The organism is Coriobacteriia bacterium, from assembly GCA_041658765.1.
Classification (GTDB): Bacteria; Actinomycetota; Coriobacteriia; order Anaerosomatales; family JBAZZO01; genus JBAZZO01.
The window spans coordinates 47,363-65,652 of record JBAZZO010000009.1 but is presented as its reverse complement, the minus strand read 5'-3'; the positions used below and the strand labels follow the sequence as shown (position 1 = coordinate 65,652).

Below are 18,290 nucleotides of genomic sequence, written 5' to 3'. Positions count from 1 at the left end.
CTGTGACCAAGGACCGTCTCGCGGAAGTGCTGCAGACATGGGAGGCCGTCATCGGCCTCGAGATCCATACCGAGTTGACGTCGGTCGCGAGCAAGATGTTCTGCGGCTGCCCGGTCGCCTTCGGAGGGGAGCCGAACACGAGGGTGTGCCCGGTGTGCCTCGGACTTCCCGGCGCGCTGCCCGTGCCGAACGCGAAGGCGGTCGAACTCACCGTGCTCGCTGGTCTCGCCACGAACTGCGAGATCGCGCGCTGGAGCCAGTTCCATCGCAAGCAGTACTTCTATCCGGACATGCCGAAGGACTACCAGATATCCCAGTACGACCTTCCGTTCTGCGGCGTGGGGTGGGTCGACGTCGAGATCGAGGGCGACGAGGGGTACTCGACGCGCATCGGCATCACGCGCATCCATCTCGAGGAAGACACCGGCAAGATGATCCACGTCGGCGGGGCGGAAGGCCGTCTCGCGGGCGCGACGAAGTCGCTCGTCGACTTCAACCGAGCCGGGACGCCTCTCATGGAGCTCGTCACCGAGCCGGACATCCGCACTCCGGAGGAGGCCCGTCGCTTCGCTCAGAAGCTGCGGCTCATCTTCCTGACCCTCGGGATCTCCGACTGCAACATGGAGGAAGGCTCGATGCGCGTGGACGCGAACGTGTCCATCCGCAAGCGCGGGGAGACCGGGCTCGGCACCAAGAGCGAGGTCAAGAACATGAACTCGTTCAAGGCCCTCAACGACGCGCTCGAGCACGAGATCGTGCGTCAGGCCGACGAGGTCGAGCGGGGCGGCCGCGTCGTCCAGGAGACGCGTCACTGGGACGCCGGCGCCAAGCGCACGAGCACGCTGCGCTCGAAAGAGGAGGCGCACGACTACCGCTACTTCCCGGAGCCCGACATGGTTCCGTTCACGTTCGACGACGCCTACATCGAAGGCGTGCGGACGCTCCTCCCCGAACTGCCGGACGCTCGCAAGGTCCGCTTCATGGCGGAGTATGGTATTCCCTCACACGACGCTACGGTCCTCACCTCCGATCTGGCGCTGGCCGCATTCTACGAGGATGCTCTGACACTCTCCGGGGCCGCGCGCGCCAAGGCCGTCAGCAACGTCATGCTCAACGACTTCTCCGCACATCTGAACGCGGAGGGGATCGGCGTCGAGGATTCGAGGGTGACCCCGGCGATGGTCGCCGAGATCGTCGCGCTGGTGGAGGACGGCACGATCTCCAGCAAGCAGGCGAAGGACGTCTTCCTCGAGATGGCGGCGTCGGGCGAGGCTCCCGGTGCGGTCGTCGAGCGTCTCGGGATGAAGCAGGTCTCCGACACCGGTGCGATCGAGGCGGTCGTCGACGCGGTGCTCGCGGCGAATCCCGGGCAGGTAGCGAGCTATCGCGCGGGGAAGTCGGGGCTGATCGGCTTCTTCGTCGGGCAGGTCATGCGCGAGATGAAGGGCCAGGCGAACCCGGGCGTCGTCAACGAGGTGCTCGCGAGGAAGCTCGGGGGGTAAGGGCGCCTACAGCAGCCGGATCTCACAGGCCGACGTGGCGGCTTGTCGCCTGTCGGCTGTGACCAAAGGGCATCCGAGCTCGACGGCGAGTGCGACGAACAGCGCGTCGTAGAATGCGAGCCCGTCCGCGAGGGCGATGTCCACCGCGCGCTCCACGAGATCCTGCTCGGGCTGGACGAGCATGATGTCGAACGAGGCCAGCACGCGCGCCGCCGACTTGACGATCTCCCCGTCGACCCCTCGGGACAGCAGGGCGTTCGCCAGCTCGACGGGGAGGATGGCCGGTGCCGTGATCGTCAGTTCGCCATCGGCATGGCGATCGAGCAGAGCGCGGGCTTCACTCACGGCGCGTTCCCCGGACGGCTCGAACCACTTGAAGGCGATCGAGGTGTCGACGACCAAGGTCTCACTCACTTGCGCCACCAAGCCAAGGTTCCGACGCGTCGCGTATGTCGCGTACGGCCGCGACACCGTCGATCGCCCCGATCCTCTCCGACAGACTGCGCGCGTCTGCTATACCTCGCCTGATCCGCTCCGCGCGCGCGAGCCGCGCCTGTTCAGTACGGACTTCGGTGACGTAGCGGGCGGTTGCCTCAGCCACGAATCCACTGCGAGAGGCGTGCAATCCGTTCGCCAGGTCGTCGACCTCGGCGAGGAGCGTGTCCGGTATCGAGACGTTCACTTTGGCCATGGGAAGCCTCCAGGTAGTGCCGATAAGTAGTGCCATATGGTAGTGCTAGAAGAGGATACTCCGCGGAGACACCCTTGTCTAGCGACTCGTCCTGGGCACGAACGGGAATAGCGAGTAGATGACCGCTTGGGACCTCGCGTTCGGATCGGGGTGGGTGAGGATGCCCGCGCAGGAAGCTCGAGGGCGCGTCGCGCTGATCGAAGCGGGCTCGCCGGGGCTCAACATCTACTCGCATGTCGCGATGGGGCGCGGGGTCGCGCTGCTCGCGACCGTCTTGCGCGACGCCGGCTGGGATGCGCGCGCCTTCATCGAGGACGTGAGCGGCAAGGACTCGGTGGACTGGGACTGGGTGCGCGGCGCGGACGTCGTCGGATTCTCGACCATCACGTGCACGATGCCGCGCACGGCCGAGCTCCTGGAACGGGTGCGCACCGAGAATCCGGGCGCCCCCATCGTCCTCGGTGGACCCGAGCCGACGTGTCGTCCCGACCGCAGTCTCTCGATCGGTGCCGACTACGTGCTGCGCGGCGAAGCCGAGTCGACCCTCCCGCGCTTTCTCGACGCCCTCACGGGTCGCAGCGCCGAGCCGCTTGCGGGCATCCCCGGCCTGGTGTGGCGCGCGGACGGTTCACTTGTCGAAGGTCCGCCTTTCCTTCAGCTCACGCGCGAGGAGTTGGATGCGGTTCCGCTCGTCGACGCCTCGCTCGTCCACCTCGCGGACCGCTGTTCGGTCGCTCCCGTGTGGAGGGCTCGCGGGTGCCCGCAGCGCTGCGACTTCTGCGAGGTGTGCGAGATCTGGCCGCGCTATGTCACACGGGACGGCGAGCGCACCGTCGAGGAGCTCGTGCGTGCCGAGGACGCCGGGTACCGCGCGGCGTTCCTCATCGACGACAACGCGGCCGCCGACAAGCCCGCGTTCAAGGACCTGCTCCGTGCGGTCGCGCGGCGCGGCTTCTCGGGCACGCTCGTCACGCAGATCCGAGCGGACGCGGTGCTCATGCGCGACGGACGGCTCGACCGGGAGCTGCTGCGCCTGCTCAAGAAGGCGGCGGGCGTCACGGTCGTGTGCGTGGGCGTCGAGTCGGCCGACGACGGCAATCTCGAAGCGCTGCGCAAGCGCATGGACGCGTCGGGCATGGCCCGCGCTCTGCGGGCGATGCGCCGGGCCGGTCTGCTCGTACACGGGATGTTCATGGCGCTCAACAGCGACACGCGGGAGATCGTCCGGCGCAACGGCGAGTACGCGCGCAAGTACGTCACGTCTCTGCAGTACCTGTTCGAGACACCGCTGCCCGGCACGAGGCGGACGGCCCGCCACGAAGCCGACGGCGCGCTGCTGTTCGAGCGGATCGAGGACCTGAGCCTCTACGACGGCATGCATGTCGTCGTACGTCCGCAGCGGATGGCGCCGGTCGAGATGCAGGGGCTGGTCGTCGAGGAGTACCGTCGCTTCTACTCGTCGGGCCGCGTGGTCGCCGCCGCGCTGCGCGGCGCGTTCGCCCGTTTCCGGCGTCTGACCGAGGGGCAGCGCGAGTCGCTCGCCCGCATGCGCTTCCCGCAGCGCGTGAAGAGCTGGGTGCGGCTCCACTTCGAGTACAAGTTCGCGCCGGTGAGCTTCCTGGCGATCGGTCACCGACGTATTCGCGAGATGCTGCGCGACCCGGGATATCTCGGATTCGAGGCCAGGCTGCGGAAGCTGTGAGGGCGCCGGCCGCGGGCGTACACTCTCCTCATGTCATCCACACTCGCGCTCGCGTCGGTACTCATCACGCTCGCCCTCGTCTTCTACACGCTCGGGGTGTGGGCGGAGCGGCTGCGGCGCTATCTGCTCCCGTGGCACCTCGCCGCTTTCTGGCTCGGTCTGACTTTCGACACCGCCGGCACCTACACGATGAGCCTGCTCACGGAGGGCGGACTCGACTGGACGGCGTTCCACACATGGAGCGGGCAGGTCGGGATCTGGCTGATGGCCGCGCACGCCATCTGGGCGACCGTCGTCATCCGTCGCGGCGACGAGCGCACGCGCACGACGTTCCACCGGTACAGCCTCGCCGTGTGGCTCGTCTGGCTCGTGCCCTACTTCGGCGGCATGATCCAGGGCATGCTTCACGCGCGGTAGGTCCGCGCGCAGGTAGGATCACGTTCAATTGCCGGTAAGCTCCGTCTGCGATGCTCGCGTAGCCTCGGCTGGCGTCGATCGTCATATCGTCTTACAATCTAACCAAGAAGTAAGACGCTGCGATGGGCGCTGAACGGGGTGAGCGCGATGATCGTGAAGGTCTCGTCGAAGGGGCAGATCGTCTTGCCGGTCGAGATCCGCAGGAAGTACGGCATCTCGGCGGGGCAGCGCCTGAGGCTGCTCGATGTCGGAGGTCACTTCAGCCTCATTCCCGTGATGGAGGACGCCATCGCGGAGTCGTTCGGCATGCTGAAGGGCGGTTCGTCGATGACGGATCCGCTGCTTGCGGACCGTGCCGAGGATCTCGAATTCGAGGATCGGAAGTTCGGACCGGACCGTGTATGAAGTACCGCCGCCGGTCCTCGACAGCTGGGCCGTTCTGGCTTACCTCCACGGAGAGCCGGTCGGGGTGGTCGTGCGAGATCGGCTCGAGGAGGCCCGAAAAGCCGGTCGGACCCTGCCACTGTGCGTCGTGAACTGGGGCGAGGTCCTCTATCGGACGTTCCGCGAGAAGGGCCAGTCCGAGATGGAGCGGGTGGCCGCGGCTATCGAGGGGCTACCGATCTCGATCGTCGACGCTGACCCCGTGCTCACGATCCAGGCCGCGGCGCTGAAGGGCCGCTTTCGCATCGCTTATGCCGATGCGTATTGCGCCGCTCTTGCCCTGGCGCTCGGCGCACCCGTGCTCACCGGTGACCCCGAGTTCCATCAGCTCGAGCCAGAGCTAAAGGTCGTCTAGCTCTTTTAGGCTACCGCAGCGGCGAGACCGGTTCGTCGTCGGCGCGCAGACGCTCGATGCGGACCGCCTTCGGCGGCCGCCCCTCGCGGTCGATGGCGCGCGCCTCGCCGTATGATGCCGCCGCGATCGTCGCGGTCACGACGCCGTTGAGGATGAGCGTGCGGTGGACGCCGAGCGTCGCGGCGAGCGTCGGCGCGATGGCGAGCGGCAGCAGCTCGCCCGCGCGGCGGTGGACCTCCGCGGTCCCGATGATGCGGCCGACCATCCCCTCGGGTGTGTCGCGATGGACGAGCGTGCGCAGCAGCGGTTCGAGCACTCCTATGATCGCGCCCCAGACGAACGAGCCGCATGCGATGAAGCGCAGGTCAGGAACGGCGATGTACAGGATCCCGCCCAGGCCGGTGAGTGTGACGCAAGCGGCGAGCCCGCGCGCCGAGATCATCCGCCGCGAGAGACGTGTCAGCAGCCACGATCCCATGACCATCCCGGTCCCGAAGATGGTGTTCATCCATCCTATCGCCTCGACGCCCGCGTGCACGACGTCGCGATAGAACAGCGGTTCGAGCGCGCCGAAAGCTCCGAATCCTAGCCACGTGAGGGTGCCCGCGAGGACGTAGTAGCGCACGCTGCGCAGGCTGTAGGCGGTGCGCACGCCCTCGCGCAACTCCGCGAACGGATGCCGGTCGCCTTCGGCACGCGGGGGCACGGCCACCGCCACTCGCCAGATGAGGACGGCTCCGAACAGCGAGGTGACGGCGTCGATGACGAAGACCCAGTCGACGCTCGCGTAGTGGGCGACCGTCGCGCCGAGCGCCGTGCCGGTGATGAACGCCGCCGACCCGGCGCCCTCGATCCACGCGTTCACGCGTTCGAGGTCGCCCTCTCCACTCGCCAGGAACGGGGCGAACGACGATCCCGCGGTCGCGACCGGTGCGCCGACGAACGCCCATACGAACGTGATGGCGACGAGCTTCGGGATGGAGTCCGCGAGGATGATGGCGAGGGCGGCCGGCACGAACGCCGCCTCGCCGAACGCGATGACCTTCCGGGGCCCGTACCTGTCGACCAGCACGCCTCCGACGGTGCTGCCGAGCATACCGGCGATGGCGAGCGAGAACATCACCATCGCGATCTGCGCGGGTGTCGCGTGCAGGGTGTATGCGGCCTTCCCCCAGACCCCCACGAAGAACGCGGCCTCGGAGCCCATCCGCGACACGTATCGTGCGACGACGACCCGCGCGAGATCGCGCCTGTCACGGGCGTGCGGAGAGGATGTCGAGGAGGTCGGGGTCACCCGTGTGACGGTACCCGGAGGCCGGGACGCGTGCAACCCGTGTCCCCCGTATGGGGGAGACCGCTCGTCGGAGGAGCGTGTGATTCGAGCGCATGTGAGAGTCCCGACCGCCGCAAGTGGGTAGGAGCACCCTGCACACGAGGCCACGAACGGAGCAGGCTATGACGCAGAAGCTCTCCGGGACGGTCGACCGACGACGCGAGACGAGAGCCCCCCGCGAAGAGATGCCGTTGGTCCTCGACTGGTTCCCGAACCCCGTCCGCTACGTCGGGCCTGATGGGCGCTGTATCCGAGTGAACCGCGCGTGGCTCGAGTTCACGGGCAGGTCTAACCGCGAGGAGATCGGGAGCGGGTGGGCCGAGGGGATCCATCCGGACGACGCCGCGGACGTCTCCGCGGCGCTGCTGAGGCCGAGCGTGTCCCGGGAGCCGTATCGTGTGGAGTACCGCCTGCGTCGACACGACGGGCGGTACCGCTGGATCCTCGAGCAGGGCGTGCCTGTCCCAGGCGTGACTGGGACGCGGGTCGCCACCTGCTACGACATCACCGACTCCAAGGACTGCGAGCAGATGCGCGAGGACTTCGTGCGGTACTCGGCGCACGACCTTCGAGCGGGGCTCGTCGCCATAGCCGGGTTCGGCGATCTCGCAGATGCGGCATGTAAGCAGGGGGCCGTTACCGCCGCCGCCGACCTCTCGCATCGGATAGCGGAGCGGAGCCGCGAACTCTGCGCCATCGTCGACGAGCTCGCCATCGCGGCGTGTCTCGCGGGCGGGGGAGTGCGCCCCGAGGTGGAGCGCGTAGATCCGCTCGACATCGCGATGCGCTCGCTGGGGACCCTTCGCGCGTTGGACGGCGATCGCGTCCGGCTGCGCGCCCACGGCAGCCTTTCGCCGGTGCGCGGGGACGCCGAACTTCTCGTCTCCTCCCTCGCGAGGCTACTCGCGAACGGTCTGCGGCACGCGCCCGACGACACCGACGTGCTGCTCGACGTCAGCGACGACTGCGACGAGACGCGCTTCTGCGTGACGGACCTCGGTCCGGCGTCGCGTCGTGACGACCTCAGGCGACGGCGTGGGGAGATCGTGCGCGCTGGAGATGGGCCCGCCGGGCGCAAGGCGAGCGACGGGTTCGGGCTGTACGTCGCGGATCGCATCGCAGAGGCGCACGGTGGCTGGATCGAGGCGACGTCGACCAGCAGTAGCGGGACGACCTTCACGCTCGTCGTGCCGCACTGGGCCTGACGGCCGACGCGGGATCAGACCTCGATGAGACCGCCGGCCTCCGGCGCCAAGACGCGCATGCCCGGATGTCCGGTCGTGAGCACTTCGACGGCGGCCGCGGTCGAGCCGGCGAGGTTCAGTGCGGCGCCGAGCCACCCGCCGGGACCGGACGCCATCCTGATACCGCGGTGCAGCAGGAGCACCACACCGGGGTGGAGGTCGGTCACGGCTCGATCCAACTGCGCGGGGTCCATCACCGGAGCGACTCGGACCGTGCGAAGCGGCAGCGCCGCGAGGTCGAGACGGAAGCGGTTCGCGATCCCCTCCATGAAGCGGCCGTGGTACGTGTCGCCGGCCACGTAGACGATGCGGTCGTCAGCCTCGATGACGAACCCGCAGCATGCACCCATGTGCCGCGCGGGCACGGCATGCACGCACGCTCCGGCGACCCTGCGCGAGGCCCGCGGCGGGAGCTCGTGTGTCCCCGCCGGCCGCAGGATGCCATGCGGCCAGCGGAACCCGGCGGGGACGAGGACCGGCACGCAGGCCGGGAGCACGCGGAAGAAGCCGGGGTCGCAGTGGTCGGGGTGCGCGTGCGTGACGAGGACGGCGTCGACCGCCTCCGCAGCCTCTTCCGGGGTCATCGCGGGCGTGTCGACCAGTGTCCCCGCGACGGAGCGCTGCGGGAAGAACGGGTCGGTCAGGAGGTTGCCTCCTGAAGTCTCGAGCAGCAGTGTGCTGTGGCCCAGCAGAGTGATACGCATGTGGTCCTTCCGTACCGGTCCGGCATGCCCGGTTCGGGGCAGGATAAGTATACGAGAGCGGTCCAAGCCTCTCATCGGATTCGCCTATACTTCTTGTATCGGTCGTCACGGGGGAAGCGGTCAGCGGGGAGAGGGGGATCGTGTACCAGGACAACGAGATCGTCAACCTGTTGCTCGTGTGGATCCTGGCCCCGGTGATAGGGCTGTTCGCCCATCGGGCGAGGATGCCCGGCAGGCACTTGTTCTTCTGGGCCTACGCCGCGATGGCCTGCGCGTACACGACGACGGTCATCGAAGGTCCCGTTCTGCCCGATCTCTTCGATCTGCTCGAGCACGTGTCTCTGGCCGTGGCTGGAGTGTTGTTCGCCATCGGCTGCCACCGCCTCATGTCGGCGGCCCGTCACCCCGAGGAGTCGAGATGAACGCGGTCGTCCTCGCGAACGTCGTCTCCACGGTGGCGTTCGGGGTCGCTCTCGGCGTGGTGCTCGTCGCTCCTTCGCGCAAGACCGGGCTCGTGAGCCCGACGTCGAAGACCTTCCTCGCCTTGGCGATGGGTCTCTACCTGTTCGTAGGCATCTCGAACCTGCTCGAGCACACCGGGGTCATCGCGTTCTTCGACCGGTTCGAGGACTATGCCGAGCTGCTCTTCCTCCCGCTGTTCGCGTACTTCGTCCATTCGATGGCCGAGACCCGCCGCTTCGAGGGCATCGCGCGAGACCAGCGCGCGCTTCGGCAGAGCCACGAACTGACGATGAGCATCGTCGAGACGAGTCCCGCCGGGATCATGGTCGTCGACCCGGCCGGTCGCGTGACTTTCGCCAACGACCGCGCTCGCTCTGTCCTCCGGCTCGCCGACGACCCGGACTCCGTGTGGCTTCGCACGCCGGGGTGGACGGTCCGTCCGGCGGGCATCCCCGATGTGGAGGAGCACCCGGACCTGCGGATCGTCGCATCGGGAGTCGCTGTGTCCGATGTGCCGATCGAGGTGATATGGCCCGACGGGCGTCTGACGCGGCTCGCGGTGAGCGTCGCGCCGTTGGCGGACGACGCGGAGGTGCTGGGGGGTAGCGTGGTGGCCTTCCTGGAGACCGGGAGCGGATTCAGGGAGTGACGCGCGTTCCCGAGCGTCCGGTCCGTGCGAGGAAGGCGTCGAGGACGGATCCGAGCGTCGGATCGCCATGGTCCTCGACGAGGTAGCCGACCCTCACGTGCGGAGTGTCGATGCGGATGAGGTGCGAGAGGTCGATCGGGGTGGCGACGACGACGATGTCGCACGGTGTCGCTGCGACGGTGCGCTCGAGGTCCGTCAACTGTGCGGCGGAGTAGCCCATCGCGGGCAGTACGTCGGTGAGGTGCGGGTACGCTTCGAAGACGCCTCGCAGGGAGCCGACCGCGTACGGACGGGGGTCGACCAGCGTCGCCCCACTCTCGCGCGCGGCGAGCGCGCCGGCCCCGTACGCCATCCCCCCGTGGGTGAGCGTCGGACCGTCCTCTATGACCAGCACGCGCTTCCCGTTCAGGTCCGGTCCGTCCTCGACGGTGATGCGGGAGTCGGTCAGGACGACCGTGGCAGTCGGGTTGAAGAGAGCGGCGGTGTCACGAAGCGCCTCGACGTCGGCGGGACGTGCAGAATCGACCTTGTTGATGACGAGGACGTCGGCGCGCAGGAAGTTCGCCTCGCCGGGGTGGTAGAGGCGCTCGTGTCCGGGCCGGTGCGGGTCGATCGCGACGATCTCGAGGTCGGGCCGCACGAACGGAAGATCGTTGTTGCCGCCGTCCCAGACGATCACGTCGGCCTCGGCCTGCGCCGCCTTCACGATCGCCTCGTAATCGACCCCGGCAAAGACCGTGATGCCCGCCTCGATGAGGTGTTCGTACTCCTCCCGCTCCTCGATGGTGCAGCCGTAGGCGTCGAGGTCGGCGAGGCTGCCGTAGCGCTCGACGCGCATGAGGGAGAGCTCGCGGTACGGCATCGGATGGCGGATGTCGACAGCGGTCAGTCCACGCTCGCGCAACAGGTCGCATACGCGGCGGCTGATGCCGCTCTTGCCCACACCCGTGCGCACGGCGCAGACGGAGATGACGGGTACGTCCGCGGCGATCATGGTCCGATCCGCGCCTAGGAGCACGAAGTCCGCGCCTTCCGCGAGCACGAGCGAGGCGCGATGCATCACCTCGATGTGGCTCATGTCGGAGTACGCGAAGACCACGCGCGAGACATGCTCGTCGCGGATGAGGCGCACGAGGTCGTCCTCTGGGAGCACAGGGATGCCCTCGGGGTAGAGCGGTCCGGCGAGATCGGCGGGGAAGCGCCGGCCGTCGATACCCGGGATCTGCGTCGCCGTGAAGGCCACCACCTCGGTGGAGGGGTCGTCGCGATAGACGGTCTGGAAGTCGTGGAAGTCGCGTCCGGCCGCTCCCATTATCACGGTCCTGATACGCTGCACTTGGGCTCCTAGGTAGCCGCTTTAAATCGATGTATGCATTCTATCCTCTACAACTTGCAGTCAGCGAACGCCGGGCCGGGCGCGCGCTAGAATGGCCGCAGCCGACGAGAGGAGTCCGGATGAAGGTCGTCGCTTTCAGCGGGAGCGCACGCAAGGACGGGAACACAGCGCTTCTCGTGCGAGCCGTCTTCGAGCCGCTGGAGGAACGGGGCATCGCCTGCGAACTCGTCCAGTTGGCCGGCAAGAAGTGCGGAGGCTGCACCGCCTGCCTCAAGTGCCGGGAGATGAAGGACCGGCGCTGCCACGGCCGCGATGACGCGATCAACGAGTGCGTCGTGAAGATGGACGAGGCCGACGGCGTCATCATCGCCACCCCCACGTATTTCGCCGACGTCAGCTCCGAGACCAAGGCGCTCATCGACCGCTGCGGCTACGTCGCGATGTCGAACGGGGCGATGCTGCGCCGCAAGGTCGGTGCGGCCGTGGTGGCCGTTCGCCGCGGCGGCGCGATCCACGCGTTCGACACGATCAACCACTTCTTCCTCATCAACCAGATGGTCGTCCCGGGCTCTTCGTACTGGAACGTCGGCATCGGCCGCGACAAGGGAGAGGTCTCCGGCGACGAGGAGGGGCTGCGGACGATGCGCGTCCTGGGCGAGAACATGGCCTGGGCCCTCGAGCGACTCCACGGCTGAGGCGCACGCGGGCTAGAGCGCGAAATCGGCTCCGCTGATGCCTTGGATGTTCGCGAGGACCGCGACGATGTTCCAGATGGTGAAGAACGACGTCCCCAAGAGGATGGCGACCGTCAGCAGCGACCAGCGGCGCAGGTTGTGCACGGCGTGGAGCGTGCGCTGGTGGAGCATCCGGTGTTCGGGGTTCTGTTCGAAGAGCAGCTTGAGCGCCCGAGCGTTCCTCGATGCGAAGATGGCGAGGAGGAGGCTCGCGATCCCCATGCCCCCCGTGAGTAACGCCCACGCCATGTTCAACACCGAGGCGGTCAGGACACGGCCCCCGGCGACGAGCGTGCCCAGCGCGAAAGTCACGGCGAGGTAGGCGAACGGGATGAGGATCGCGTATCCGCCCAGGTCGAGGAGACGACTGCCGAAGTGCAGGTATCCACGCATGACCACGAGGTCCTCGGCGCTCAGCGGGTCGGTGTCCGACGCGGGCGTCAGCTCCCGGAAGATGGAGCGCATCCGCAGCAGCGCGATGGAGAACGCCAGGGCGGAGGCGACATACACGACAGCGAAGGCGATATAGGAGTAGACATAGGTGGTCGCGCCGATACCACCCACTTCTTGTCTGCTCCTTTCCGGCGCACAAAAATGCGCCCCTGGTCCCCTCGGCACGGTCGGCCTTGTCGCCGACCTGCCGCCGCCAGATGCGTGTCCACACATGTTAGCGGGAGGTCCCCTTCGCGGACTACCCCATTGTGCGCCCCGTCACGGTCGAGTGCGGACCGGTACTCGCTTCGTCGGGGGGTCCCGGTCTCGCGAAGTGGATCGAAGCGCTCGCGGGGCGTTCTGAAGGCCCCCTACGGGCGTCCGGCCGTGACGACCTCGTGGTAGGGCAGGACGTCGTGGTGCTCGACTCCGGCGAATCCGGCCGCGACCACGTCCGTCTCGATGTCGGAGAGCGCGACACGCGCCTCCACGGGAGGGCCGTGGGGCGTCTTCTCCTTCTTCCAGTCGACGGCGAGAAGCCGTCCACCCGGCTGCAGGAGCCGGAAGGCCTCGCGCAGCACCGCAACGGGGTGGTCGAGCTCGTGGTGGAGGTTCACGAGGAAGACGCCGTCCGCGATGCCGTCGGGCAGCGGGACCGACGTCTCGCCGCAGAGCACGGGGACGACCCGCTCGAGAGTGGTCCGGGAGAGGCGCTCGCGCATGCGCGAGACCATCTCGGGCGCGATGTCGGCGGCGTAGACGGTCGCGCCGGGCGCGAAGGCGGAGATGGCGGCGGAGATGAGGCCGGTGCCGGCGCCGATCTCCACTAGGACGCGAGCGTCGAGAAGGGCGAACGCCGCCCACATGACGTCGGGGCGAAGGTCGTCGAGGCGCTCGGGGTCGTCGAGTCTGTCCATCATCGCTAGATCGAACCGATGCGCGCTCACGTCGCTCCTGCCTGAAAGCCGGTCGTCGGGCGTGTCGGTACGGGCTATGCTAGCAGGGTCCGTGCCGCATCGGACGGATGTCCCTGGAAGGAGCTACAAGGTGGTGTCGGTACGTTCGCGTATGTTAATGGTCGCCGTGCTCGTCGCGATGGCGTTGTTCTGGTCCGGCAGCCTCGCGGCGGCCGTGCCGGGACCGGACGACGCGCTGCCCGGCGTGCCTCTGCCCGCCGGGTCGACGGTCGTCGTGACGGGCACGCTGGATGCGCGCGTCGATCGTCACGACGTCCACTCCGTACCGCTGCTCACCGGGCAGCAGATCATCGTCTCCCTCACCGGGGCCGCGCGCACCGACTTCGACATCTACCTGCATTCGCCCGACACGACGAACCTCGCTTCCAGCTACGGTGTGGCCCTCTCGAACGGGACCTCCACCTCGGCCGAGGCGCTCTACTTCTACGTGGAGAACCCCGCGAAGGCGGGCGTGTACTCGATCGACGTCTACGCGTTCTCGGGCCGGGGCGCCTACACGCTCACCGTCAGCGTCGGCCCGTACAGGTCGGCTTCGGCGCTGCACCTTGTCTCCCCCTCGACGGCAGCCACCAATGTCGTGACCGGGGGGAACGCCACCGTCTTCGCGGGCACGCTGGACGACGAGTTCGGCCCGGCGCAGGGGTTGCCGGTGCGCCTCTTCCGCTCGACGGACTCCGGCAGGCACTGGTACGTGATCGAGGGGCGTCTCTCCGATGACGAAGGAGCGTTCTCCTTCAGGACCGTGCCCGACCGCGCCGCGATCTACAACCTCATCGCGCCCGGCGTGATCTCCTCGCCGACGGTCGCGGTGACGGTGAGGCCCTACATCGCGGGGCCGTACGCCCCGTCGGTCGTCGTCGCCGGGCGCCGCTTCCGCGTGAACGGCTATCTGAAGCCGCTGCACCCGATCGGCAGCCGGATCGTGAGTCTGCGTTTCTACCGATGGACCGGACGCTGGACCTACTCGCGCACGGTGCCGACGATGATCGCCCCCTACGCGGACGCGACGCGGAGCCTGTTCCAGATCGATGTCACGCTCGCCTCGCGGGGATTGTGGCGCATCGTCGCGTCGAGTCCGGCCGACGGCCTGCACCTCGCCACGACGAGCGGGGCTCTCGACATCAACTGCAGGTAAGGCGGGCGGTCAAGCGTCTAGGATCCGGACGCGTTCGAACCGTCCGTGGGCCTTCGCGTCGGCCGAGTACAAGGTTGCGTTCAGCAACGACGCCAGTCCCGCCGAGAACGCGTCATACAGCGAGCATTCGAGCCGATAGCGCTGCTGTGCGGCGGCGCCGACCAGGCGCTCGCCGAGCGGGACCACCGCCAGGCTGAAGTGTTCCAGGTCGGTCCAGACCCGCATGACGTCCTCTGGCGCCCGGTCGCGCGCGCAGACCGCCATCACCTCGTACATGAAGAGGGTGTCGACCGCGATGATCGCCTCGCCGTCGATGTGGCGACGGAGAAGTCTGCGCGCCTCGCTCGAGCCGGGCTCGTCCCGGAACCACTTCACGCCCGCGGACGCGTCGAGCACGCAGACCTCGGGGTCCGCGGTCATCGCGCGTGCGACGTGCCGCGCAGGGACCGGAGGATCTCCAGGCTCGAAGGCTCGTCCGCGCAGGCCGGGTCTTTCGCACGCTCGTCGGCGAAACGCAGCATGTCTTCGAACGCGGCGTTCGCGCCGGCGAGGTAGTGCTCGCGCTCCGCGCGGCTCTTATGACGGGTCAGGTAGTCGGCGGCGGCCTCTTGGATGACGGAACTCCGGCTCACGCCGGCCAGGGCGGCGTATTCGTCGACCCCTTCGAGGATCAGGTCCGAGATCGCGACGGCGACCTTCTTCTTGACCATCGCCCACACCTTTCTGTTCATACCGTTCGGTATGACCGATGATATCGACGCGGCGGAGGCGGTGTCAACTCGCGTCGCCTGTGTCATAGTCGGATGGGGAGATACCACTATCGGGAGGCATCGACATGGCTGACGAAGCACACAGCCTTGCTGTGTTCATAGACTTCGAGAACCTCGCGCTCGGCTTCGAGCGCGACGGCAACGGCGGCGGCAGGACGCCGCGGCGCAAGAAGGGCGATCCGGGGATGCTCGACGTGGCCGCGATCCTCGAGCGGCTCGTGGAGAAGGGCAAGGTCATCATCAAGCGCGCCTACGCCGACTGGGGCCGCTTCGAGAAGTACCGCGTGATCATGCACGACTCCGGCATCCAGATGATGGAGATCCCCGAGCGCGGCAAGACCGGCAAGAACCACGCCGACATCCAGCTCGTCGTCGACGCGATGGACCTGTGCTGGAGCAAGGAGCACGTCGACACGTTCGTGATCGTCTCCGGCGACTCCGACTTCACGCCTCTCGTGGCGAAGCTCAAAGAGAACGGCAAGTCCGTCATCGGCCTCGGTATGAAGGAGTCGACGAGCGACCTGCTGGCCGCGAGTTGCGACGAGTTCATCTTCTACGAGGACCTCGGGAAGGGCCCGGCCGCGCCGTCCGTCACCGCCGAGGCGATACCGAAGACGCAGCGTCCCGCGATGCGGCTTCTGGTCGATTCGATCCAGGCGCTGCAGCGCGAGAACAAGGACGTCATGTACTCCTCGCTGATCAAGGACACCATGAAGCGCAAGCAGCCGGCCTTCTCCGAGTCGAGCTACGGTTACCGCACGTTCTCGGCGCTGCTCGAGGACGCCGAGAAGCTCGGCCTCGTGAGCCTGCGCGTCGACCAGCGCTCCGGCACCTACGTCGTCGCCGGGTTCACGGACAAGAAGTAGGCGGCGCGGTGGGGGTCGTCGACGAGTTCCAGGCGCTGCCGCGCGCCCGCAAGGTCTGGGCGATAGCCGGGTTCGCGCTGCTTGCCGTCGCATTCGCCGTCGTCGTCTACTTCGGGTCGAGTCCGCCGCCTAAGCTCACGTCGGCTCACAAGGGTTGGGACGCCATGACGTGCACCGGGCGCGGTTGCCACGACGCGAAGGCGAAGTCCCACTACGGTCGCGACCCGAAGAAGTGTCCGTCCTGCCACGGGCCGAACAGCTGAGTCCCCCGGGGAGCGGCATGGGAGCCCGGACACACCCCTTCTTCGCGACGGCGCCCAAGGGGCTCGAGCACGTCCTCGCCGAAGAGCTCTCCGCGCTCGGCGCCGATGACGTCCGCGAGGCGCGCGCTGGAGCGTCGTTCGCCGGGACGCTGGACATCGCGTACCGCGCCTGCCTGTGGTCCCGAGTCGCGAGCCGCGTCCTTCTCCCGCTGGTGACCTTCCCGGCGCCGACGCCCGAGGCGGTCTACGAGGGTGTGCGGGAGCTGTCGTGGGAGGACCACCTTCACGTCGACGGCACGCTCGCCGTCGACGCCACGAGTCTGCGTTCGGCTCTCACGCACACGCGCTACGCCGCGCAGGTGGTCAAGGACGCCGTCGTCGACCGGTTCCGCGACAGCTGCGGGACGCGTCCGAGCGTCGACCTCGCGCGACCGGACGTGCGGATCTCTCTCCACCTCCAGGACGACATGGCGACGGTCTCGATCGACCTCGCGGGGGAGGCGCTGCACAGGCGCGGCTACCGCGAGCCGGGGGTCCAGATAGGCGCTCCTCTGAAGGAGACGCTCGCCGCCGGGATCCTCGTGCGCGCGGGCTGGCCGGAGGTCGCCGCGCGCGGCGGGGCGCTCGTCGACCCCGTGTGCGGGTCGGGGACTCTGCTGATCGAGGGCGCGTGGATGGCGGGGGACGTCGCGCCGGGACTGCTCCGCGACCGGTGGGGCTTCTCCGGCTGGCTCGGGCACGACGTCGCGGCCTGGGAGGCGATCGTCGACGAAGCGCGCGAGCGCAGGGAAGCCGGGTCGCGGTCGATCCCGGTCGTCGCGGGCTCCGACGCTGATGCCCGCGCGGTGGACATCGCCCGCGCCTGTGTGAGACGCGCGGGACTCGAGGGCGTGGTCGCCGTCGCGGTCGGCGACGCCGCCGCGCTCGAGCCTCCCGAGGGCGCGCTCCCGGGACTCGTCGTCGCCAACCCGCCGTATGGCGAGAGGCTCGGCGACGAGCGCGACGCCGAGGCGCTCTACGCCACGCTCGGCGAGAGGTTCAAGCGCCACTTCCCGGGCTGGCGCGCCGCCGTGCTGCTGGGCGACCCCACGCTCGGCGGCCGATTCGGCATGCGGCCCGAGCGCACCGGCACCCTCTACAACGGCGCGCTCCGTTGCACGCTGCTGACCTTCGAGATACACATGGCGGAGGCGGAGGCCAGGAGCGGCTCCCCCTCCCCAGCCCTCTCCGACGGCGCGGAGATGTTCGCGAACCGCATCCGCAAGAACGTGAAGCGCCTGGGCAAGTGGGCGCGCAAGGAGGGCGTGACCTGCTGGCGCGTGTACGACGCCGACATGCCCGAGTACGCGCTCGCGATCGACCGCTACGAGACGGTGGCGCCCGAGGGCGGCGAGGAGACCGAGGTCTGGCTCCTCGTGGCGGAGTACGAAGCTCCGGCCACGATCGATCCCGTCTCCGCGGCGCGCCGCCTCGACGAAGCGCTCTCGGCGCTGCCCGGCGTCCTCGATGTGCCTCGCGAGCGAGTGGTCCTCAAGCGGAGGCGCCGCCAGCGCGGCGCGTCGCAGTACGAGGTTCGTGGCGTCCACACCGTGCGCGAAGTGAGCGAAGGCGGACTGCGCTTCCTCGTCGACATGACCGGCTACCTCGACGTAGGGCTCTTCCTCGACCATCGCCCGGTGCGCGCTCTCGTTCGCGACATGGCGCGCGGGAAGCGCTTCCTCAACCTCTTCGCGTACACGGGCGCGGCGAGTGTCTGCGCGGCGGCCGGTGGAGCCGTGTCGACGCTCTCGGTCGACCTCTCGAAGACGTACCTCGAACGAGCCCGGCGCAACCTCGCGCGCAACGGCTTCGGCGAGCCCGGGCATCGCACCCTCGCCGCGGACTGCGTGACCTGGCTGGAGACTGCCTCGCGCGACGCGGCGGCCGCTGGAGGCCGGTTCGGGCTCATCCTCCTCGACCCGCCGACGTTCTCGAACAGCAAGCGCATGCCGGGCGGTTCGCTCGACATCCAACGTGACCATGCGGGACTCGTCATCGCGGCGGCGTCCCTGCTCGAGAACGACGGCGTGCTCGTCTTCTCGACGAATGGTCGTCGCTTCCGCCTCGACACGGACGCTCTCGCGAGCGCGGGCCTGAGCTTGGAGGACGTCTCCGCGGCGATGCTGCCGCCGGACTTCGCGCGCGATCCGAAGGCGCACGCGTGCTTCCTGATCCGGAGACCGGTGCTCTAGGGCATGCGTCTTGCTGTTACGATGGGACCGAAGCCACACCATG

Annotated in this window: 22 protein-coding genes; 13 read left to right on the top strand and 9 right to left on the bottom strand. The window is 68.4% G+C overall.

The features are described 5' to 3' along the window. Window positions 1-2 precede the first annotated feature (2 nt). Window positions 3-1,502 (top strand): Asp-tRNA(Asn)/Glu-tRNA(Gln) amidotransferase subunit GatB, encoded by a 1,500-nt coding sequence (gene gatB, locus WC971_06865; protein ID MFA5844534.1) that lies wholly within the window; start codon window positions 3-5, stop codon window positions 1,500-1,502. A 6-nt stretch (window positions 1,503-1,508) separates the two neighbouring features. Here the strand turns inward: gatB and WC971_06860 are convergent, their stop codons facing one another. Both WC971_06860 and WC971_06855 read right to left on the bottom strand, forming a co-directional pair. Beyond that, entirely contained in the window at window positions 1,509-1,916 is a 408-nt protein-coding gene (locus WC971_06860) for a type II toxin-antitoxin system VapC family toxin (GenBank protein ID MFA5844533.1), read from the bottom strand. Then, window positions 1,909-2,193, bottom strand: coding sequence for a hypothetical protein (locus WC971_06855; protein MFA5844532.1), 285 nt, complete (start codon window positions 2,191-2,193; stop codon window positions 1,909-1,911). The genes WC971_06860 and WC971_06855 overlap by 8 nt, the downstream gene beginning before the upstream one ends. A gap of 118 nt (window positions 2,194-2,311) precedes the next feature. Here WC971_06855 and WC971_06850 point away from each other — a divergent pair, with 118 nt between their 5' ends. The 4 genes from WC971_06850 (at window position 2,312) to WC971_06835 (ending at window position 5,111) form a co-directional block, all read left to right on the top strand. Continuing rightward, on the top strand, window positions 2,312-3,895 hold the full coding sequence (locus WC971_06850; protein ID MFA5844531.1) for a radical SAM protein: 1,584 nt from the start codon (window positions 2,312-2,314) through the stop codon (window positions 3,893-3,895). A gap of 30 nt (window positions 3,896-3,925) precedes the next feature. Further along, complete coding sequence (locus tag WC971_06845; GenBank protein MFA5844530.1) at window positions 3,926-4,312, top strand: HsmA family protein; 387 nt, start codon at window positions 3,926-3,928, stop codon at window positions 4,310-4,312. Window positions 4,313-4,459: 147 nt separating this feature from the next. Continuing rightward, window positions 4,460-4,717: an AbrB/MazE/SpoVT family DNA-binding domain-containing protein gene (locus WC971_06840; protein ID MFA5844529.1), complete on the top strand. Its 258-nt coding sequence runs from the start codon at window positions 4,460-4,462 to the stop codon at window positions 4,715-4,717. Further along, entirely contained in the window at window positions 4,710-5,111 is a 402-nt protein-coding gene (locus WC971_06835; GenBank protein ID MFA5844528.1) for a PIN domain-containing protein, read from the top strand. The genes WC971_06840 and WC971_06835 overlap by 8 nt, the downstream gene beginning before the upstream one ends. Window positions 5,112-5,121: 10 nt before the next feature. On the opposite strand, the gene WC971_06830 is transcribed toward WC971_06835, so the two are convergent. Then, window positions 5,122-6,405 (bottom strand): MFS transporter, encoded by a 1,284-nt coding sequence (locus WC971_06830; protein MFA5844527.1) that lies wholly within the window; start codon window positions 6,403-6,405, stop codon window positions 5,122-5,124. Between the two features lie 161 nt (window positions 6,406-6,566). Between WC971_06830 and WC971_06825 the strand changes: the two genes are divergently transcribed. Next, window positions 6,567-7,649 (top strand): PAS domain-containing sensor histidine kinase, encoded by a 1,083-nt coding sequence (locus WC971_06825; protein ID MFA5844526.1) that lies wholly within the window; start codon window positions 6,567-6,569, stop codon window positions 7,647-7,649. A 14-nt stretch (window positions 7,650-7,663) separates the two neighbouring features. Here the strand turns inward: WC971_06825 and WC971_06820 are convergent, their stop codons facing one another. Next, window positions 7,664-8,392, bottom strand: a complete 729-nt coding sequence (locus WC971_06820) for an MBL fold metallo-hydrolase (protein MFA5844525.1) — start codon at window positions 8,390-8,392, stop codon at window positions 7,664-7,666. 140 nt (window positions 8,393-8,532) lie between these two features. Between WC971_06820 and WC971_06815 the strand changes: the two genes are divergently transcribed. Beyond that, window positions 8,533-8,814 carry a hypothetical protein gene (locus tag WC971_06815; GenBank protein ID MFA5844524.1) on the top strand — a complete coding sequence of 94 codons (282 nt, stop codon included), beginning with the start codon at window positions 8,533-8,535 and terminating at the stop codon, window positions 8,812-8,814. Beyond that, window positions 8,811-9,503, top strand: coding sequence for a PAS domain-containing protein (locus tag WC971_06810; protein MFA5844523.1), 693 nt, complete (start codon window positions 8,811-8,813; stop codon window positions 9,501-9,503). The genes WC971_06815 and WC971_06810 overlap by 4 nt, the downstream gene beginning before the upstream one ends. Here the strand turns inward: WC971_06810 and WC971_06805 are convergent. Beyond that, a complete protein-coding gene (locus WC971_06805) occupies window positions 9,493-10,839 on the bottom strand; it encodes a cyclic 2,3-diphosphoglycerate synthase (protein MFA5844522.1) in 1,347 nt (448 codons plus the stop codon). The genes WC971_06810 and WC971_06805 overlap by 11 nt on opposite strands. Before the next feature lie 119 nt (window positions 10,840-10,958). On the opposite strand from WC971_06805, the gene WC971_06800 reads away from it, so the two are divergent. Next, window positions 10,959-11,534 carry a flavodoxin family protein gene (locus WC971_06800; protein ID MFA5844521.1) on the top strand — a complete coding sequence of 192 codons (576 nt, stop codon included), beginning with the start codon at window positions 10,959-10,961 and terminating at the stop codon, window positions 11,532-11,534. Window positions 11,535-11,546: 12 nt separating this feature from the next. On the opposite strand, the gene WC971_06795 is transcribed toward WC971_06800, so the two are convergent. Together WC971_06795 and WC971_06790 are read right to left on the bottom strand one after the other, a co-directional pair. Beyond that, window positions 11,547-12,137 (bottom strand): hypothetical protein, encoded by a 591-nt coding sequence (locus WC971_06795; protein ID MFA5844520.1) that lies wholly within the window; start codon window positions 12,135-12,137, stop codon window positions 11,547-11,549. A gap of 239 nt (window positions 12,138-12,376) precedes the next feature. Further along, a complete protein-coding gene (locus WC971_06790) occupies window positions 12,377-12,952 on the bottom strand; it encodes a class I SAM-dependent methyltransferase (GenBank protein MFA5844519.1) in 576 nt (191 codons plus the stop codon). Between the two features lie 121 nt (window positions 12,953-13,073). Here WC971_06790 and WC971_06785 point away from each other — a divergent pair, with 121 nt between their 5' ends. Then, window positions 13,074-14,117 carry a hypothetical protein gene (locus WC971_06785; protein ID MFA5844518.1) on the top strand — a complete coding sequence of 348 codons (1,044 nt, stop codon included), beginning with the start codon at window positions 13,074-13,076 and terminating at the stop codon, window positions 14,115-14,117. A 9-nt stretch (window positions 14,118-14,126) separates the two neighbouring features. Here WC971_06785 and WC971_06780 read toward each other — a convergent pair whose 3' ends face one another. Next, window positions 14,127-14,537: a type II toxin-antitoxin system VapC family toxin gene (locus WC971_06780; protein ID MFA5844517.1), complete on the bottom strand. Its 411-nt coding sequence runs from the start codon at window positions 14,535-14,537 to the stop codon at window positions 14,127-14,129. Beyond that, window positions 14,534-14,848 (bottom strand): ribbon-helix-helix protein, CopG family, encoded by a 315-nt coding sequence (locus WC971_06775; GenBank protein MFA5844516.1) that lies wholly within the window; start codon window positions 14,846-14,848, stop codon window positions 14,534-14,536. Before WC971_06775 ends, WC971_06780 begins: the two co-directional genes overlap by 4 nt. Window positions 14,849-14,952: 104 nt before the next feature. On the opposite strand from WC971_06775, the gene WC971_06770 reads away from it, so the two are divergent. Genes WC971_06770 through rlmKL form a run of 3 tightly spaced genes read left to right on the top strand, consistent with a single transcriptional unit; the run spans window position 14,953 to window position 18,247 of the window. Beyond that, a complete protein-coding gene (locus WC971_06770; GenBank protein ID MFA5844515.1) occupies window positions 14,953-15,753 on the top strand; it encodes an NYN domain-containing protein in 801 nt (266 codons plus the stop codon). Between the two features lie 8 nt (window positions 15,754-15,761). Continuing rightward, a complete protein-coding gene (locus WC971_06765) occupies window positions 15,762-16,016 on the top strand; it encodes a hypothetical protein (protein MFA5844514.1) in 255 nt (84 codons plus the stop codon). A 17-nt stretch (window positions 16,017-16,033) separates the two neighbouring features. Beyond that, complete coding sequence (gene rlmKL, locus WC971_06760) at window positions 16,034-18,247, top strand: bifunctional 23S rRNA (guanine(2069)-N(7))-methyltransferase RlmK/23S rRNA (guanine(2445)-N(2))-methyltransferase RlmL (GenBank protein MFA5844513.1); 2,214 nt, start codon at window positions 16,034-16,036, stop codon at window positions 18,245-18,247. The last annotated feature ends 43 nt before the right edge of the window (window positions 18,248-18,290 follow it).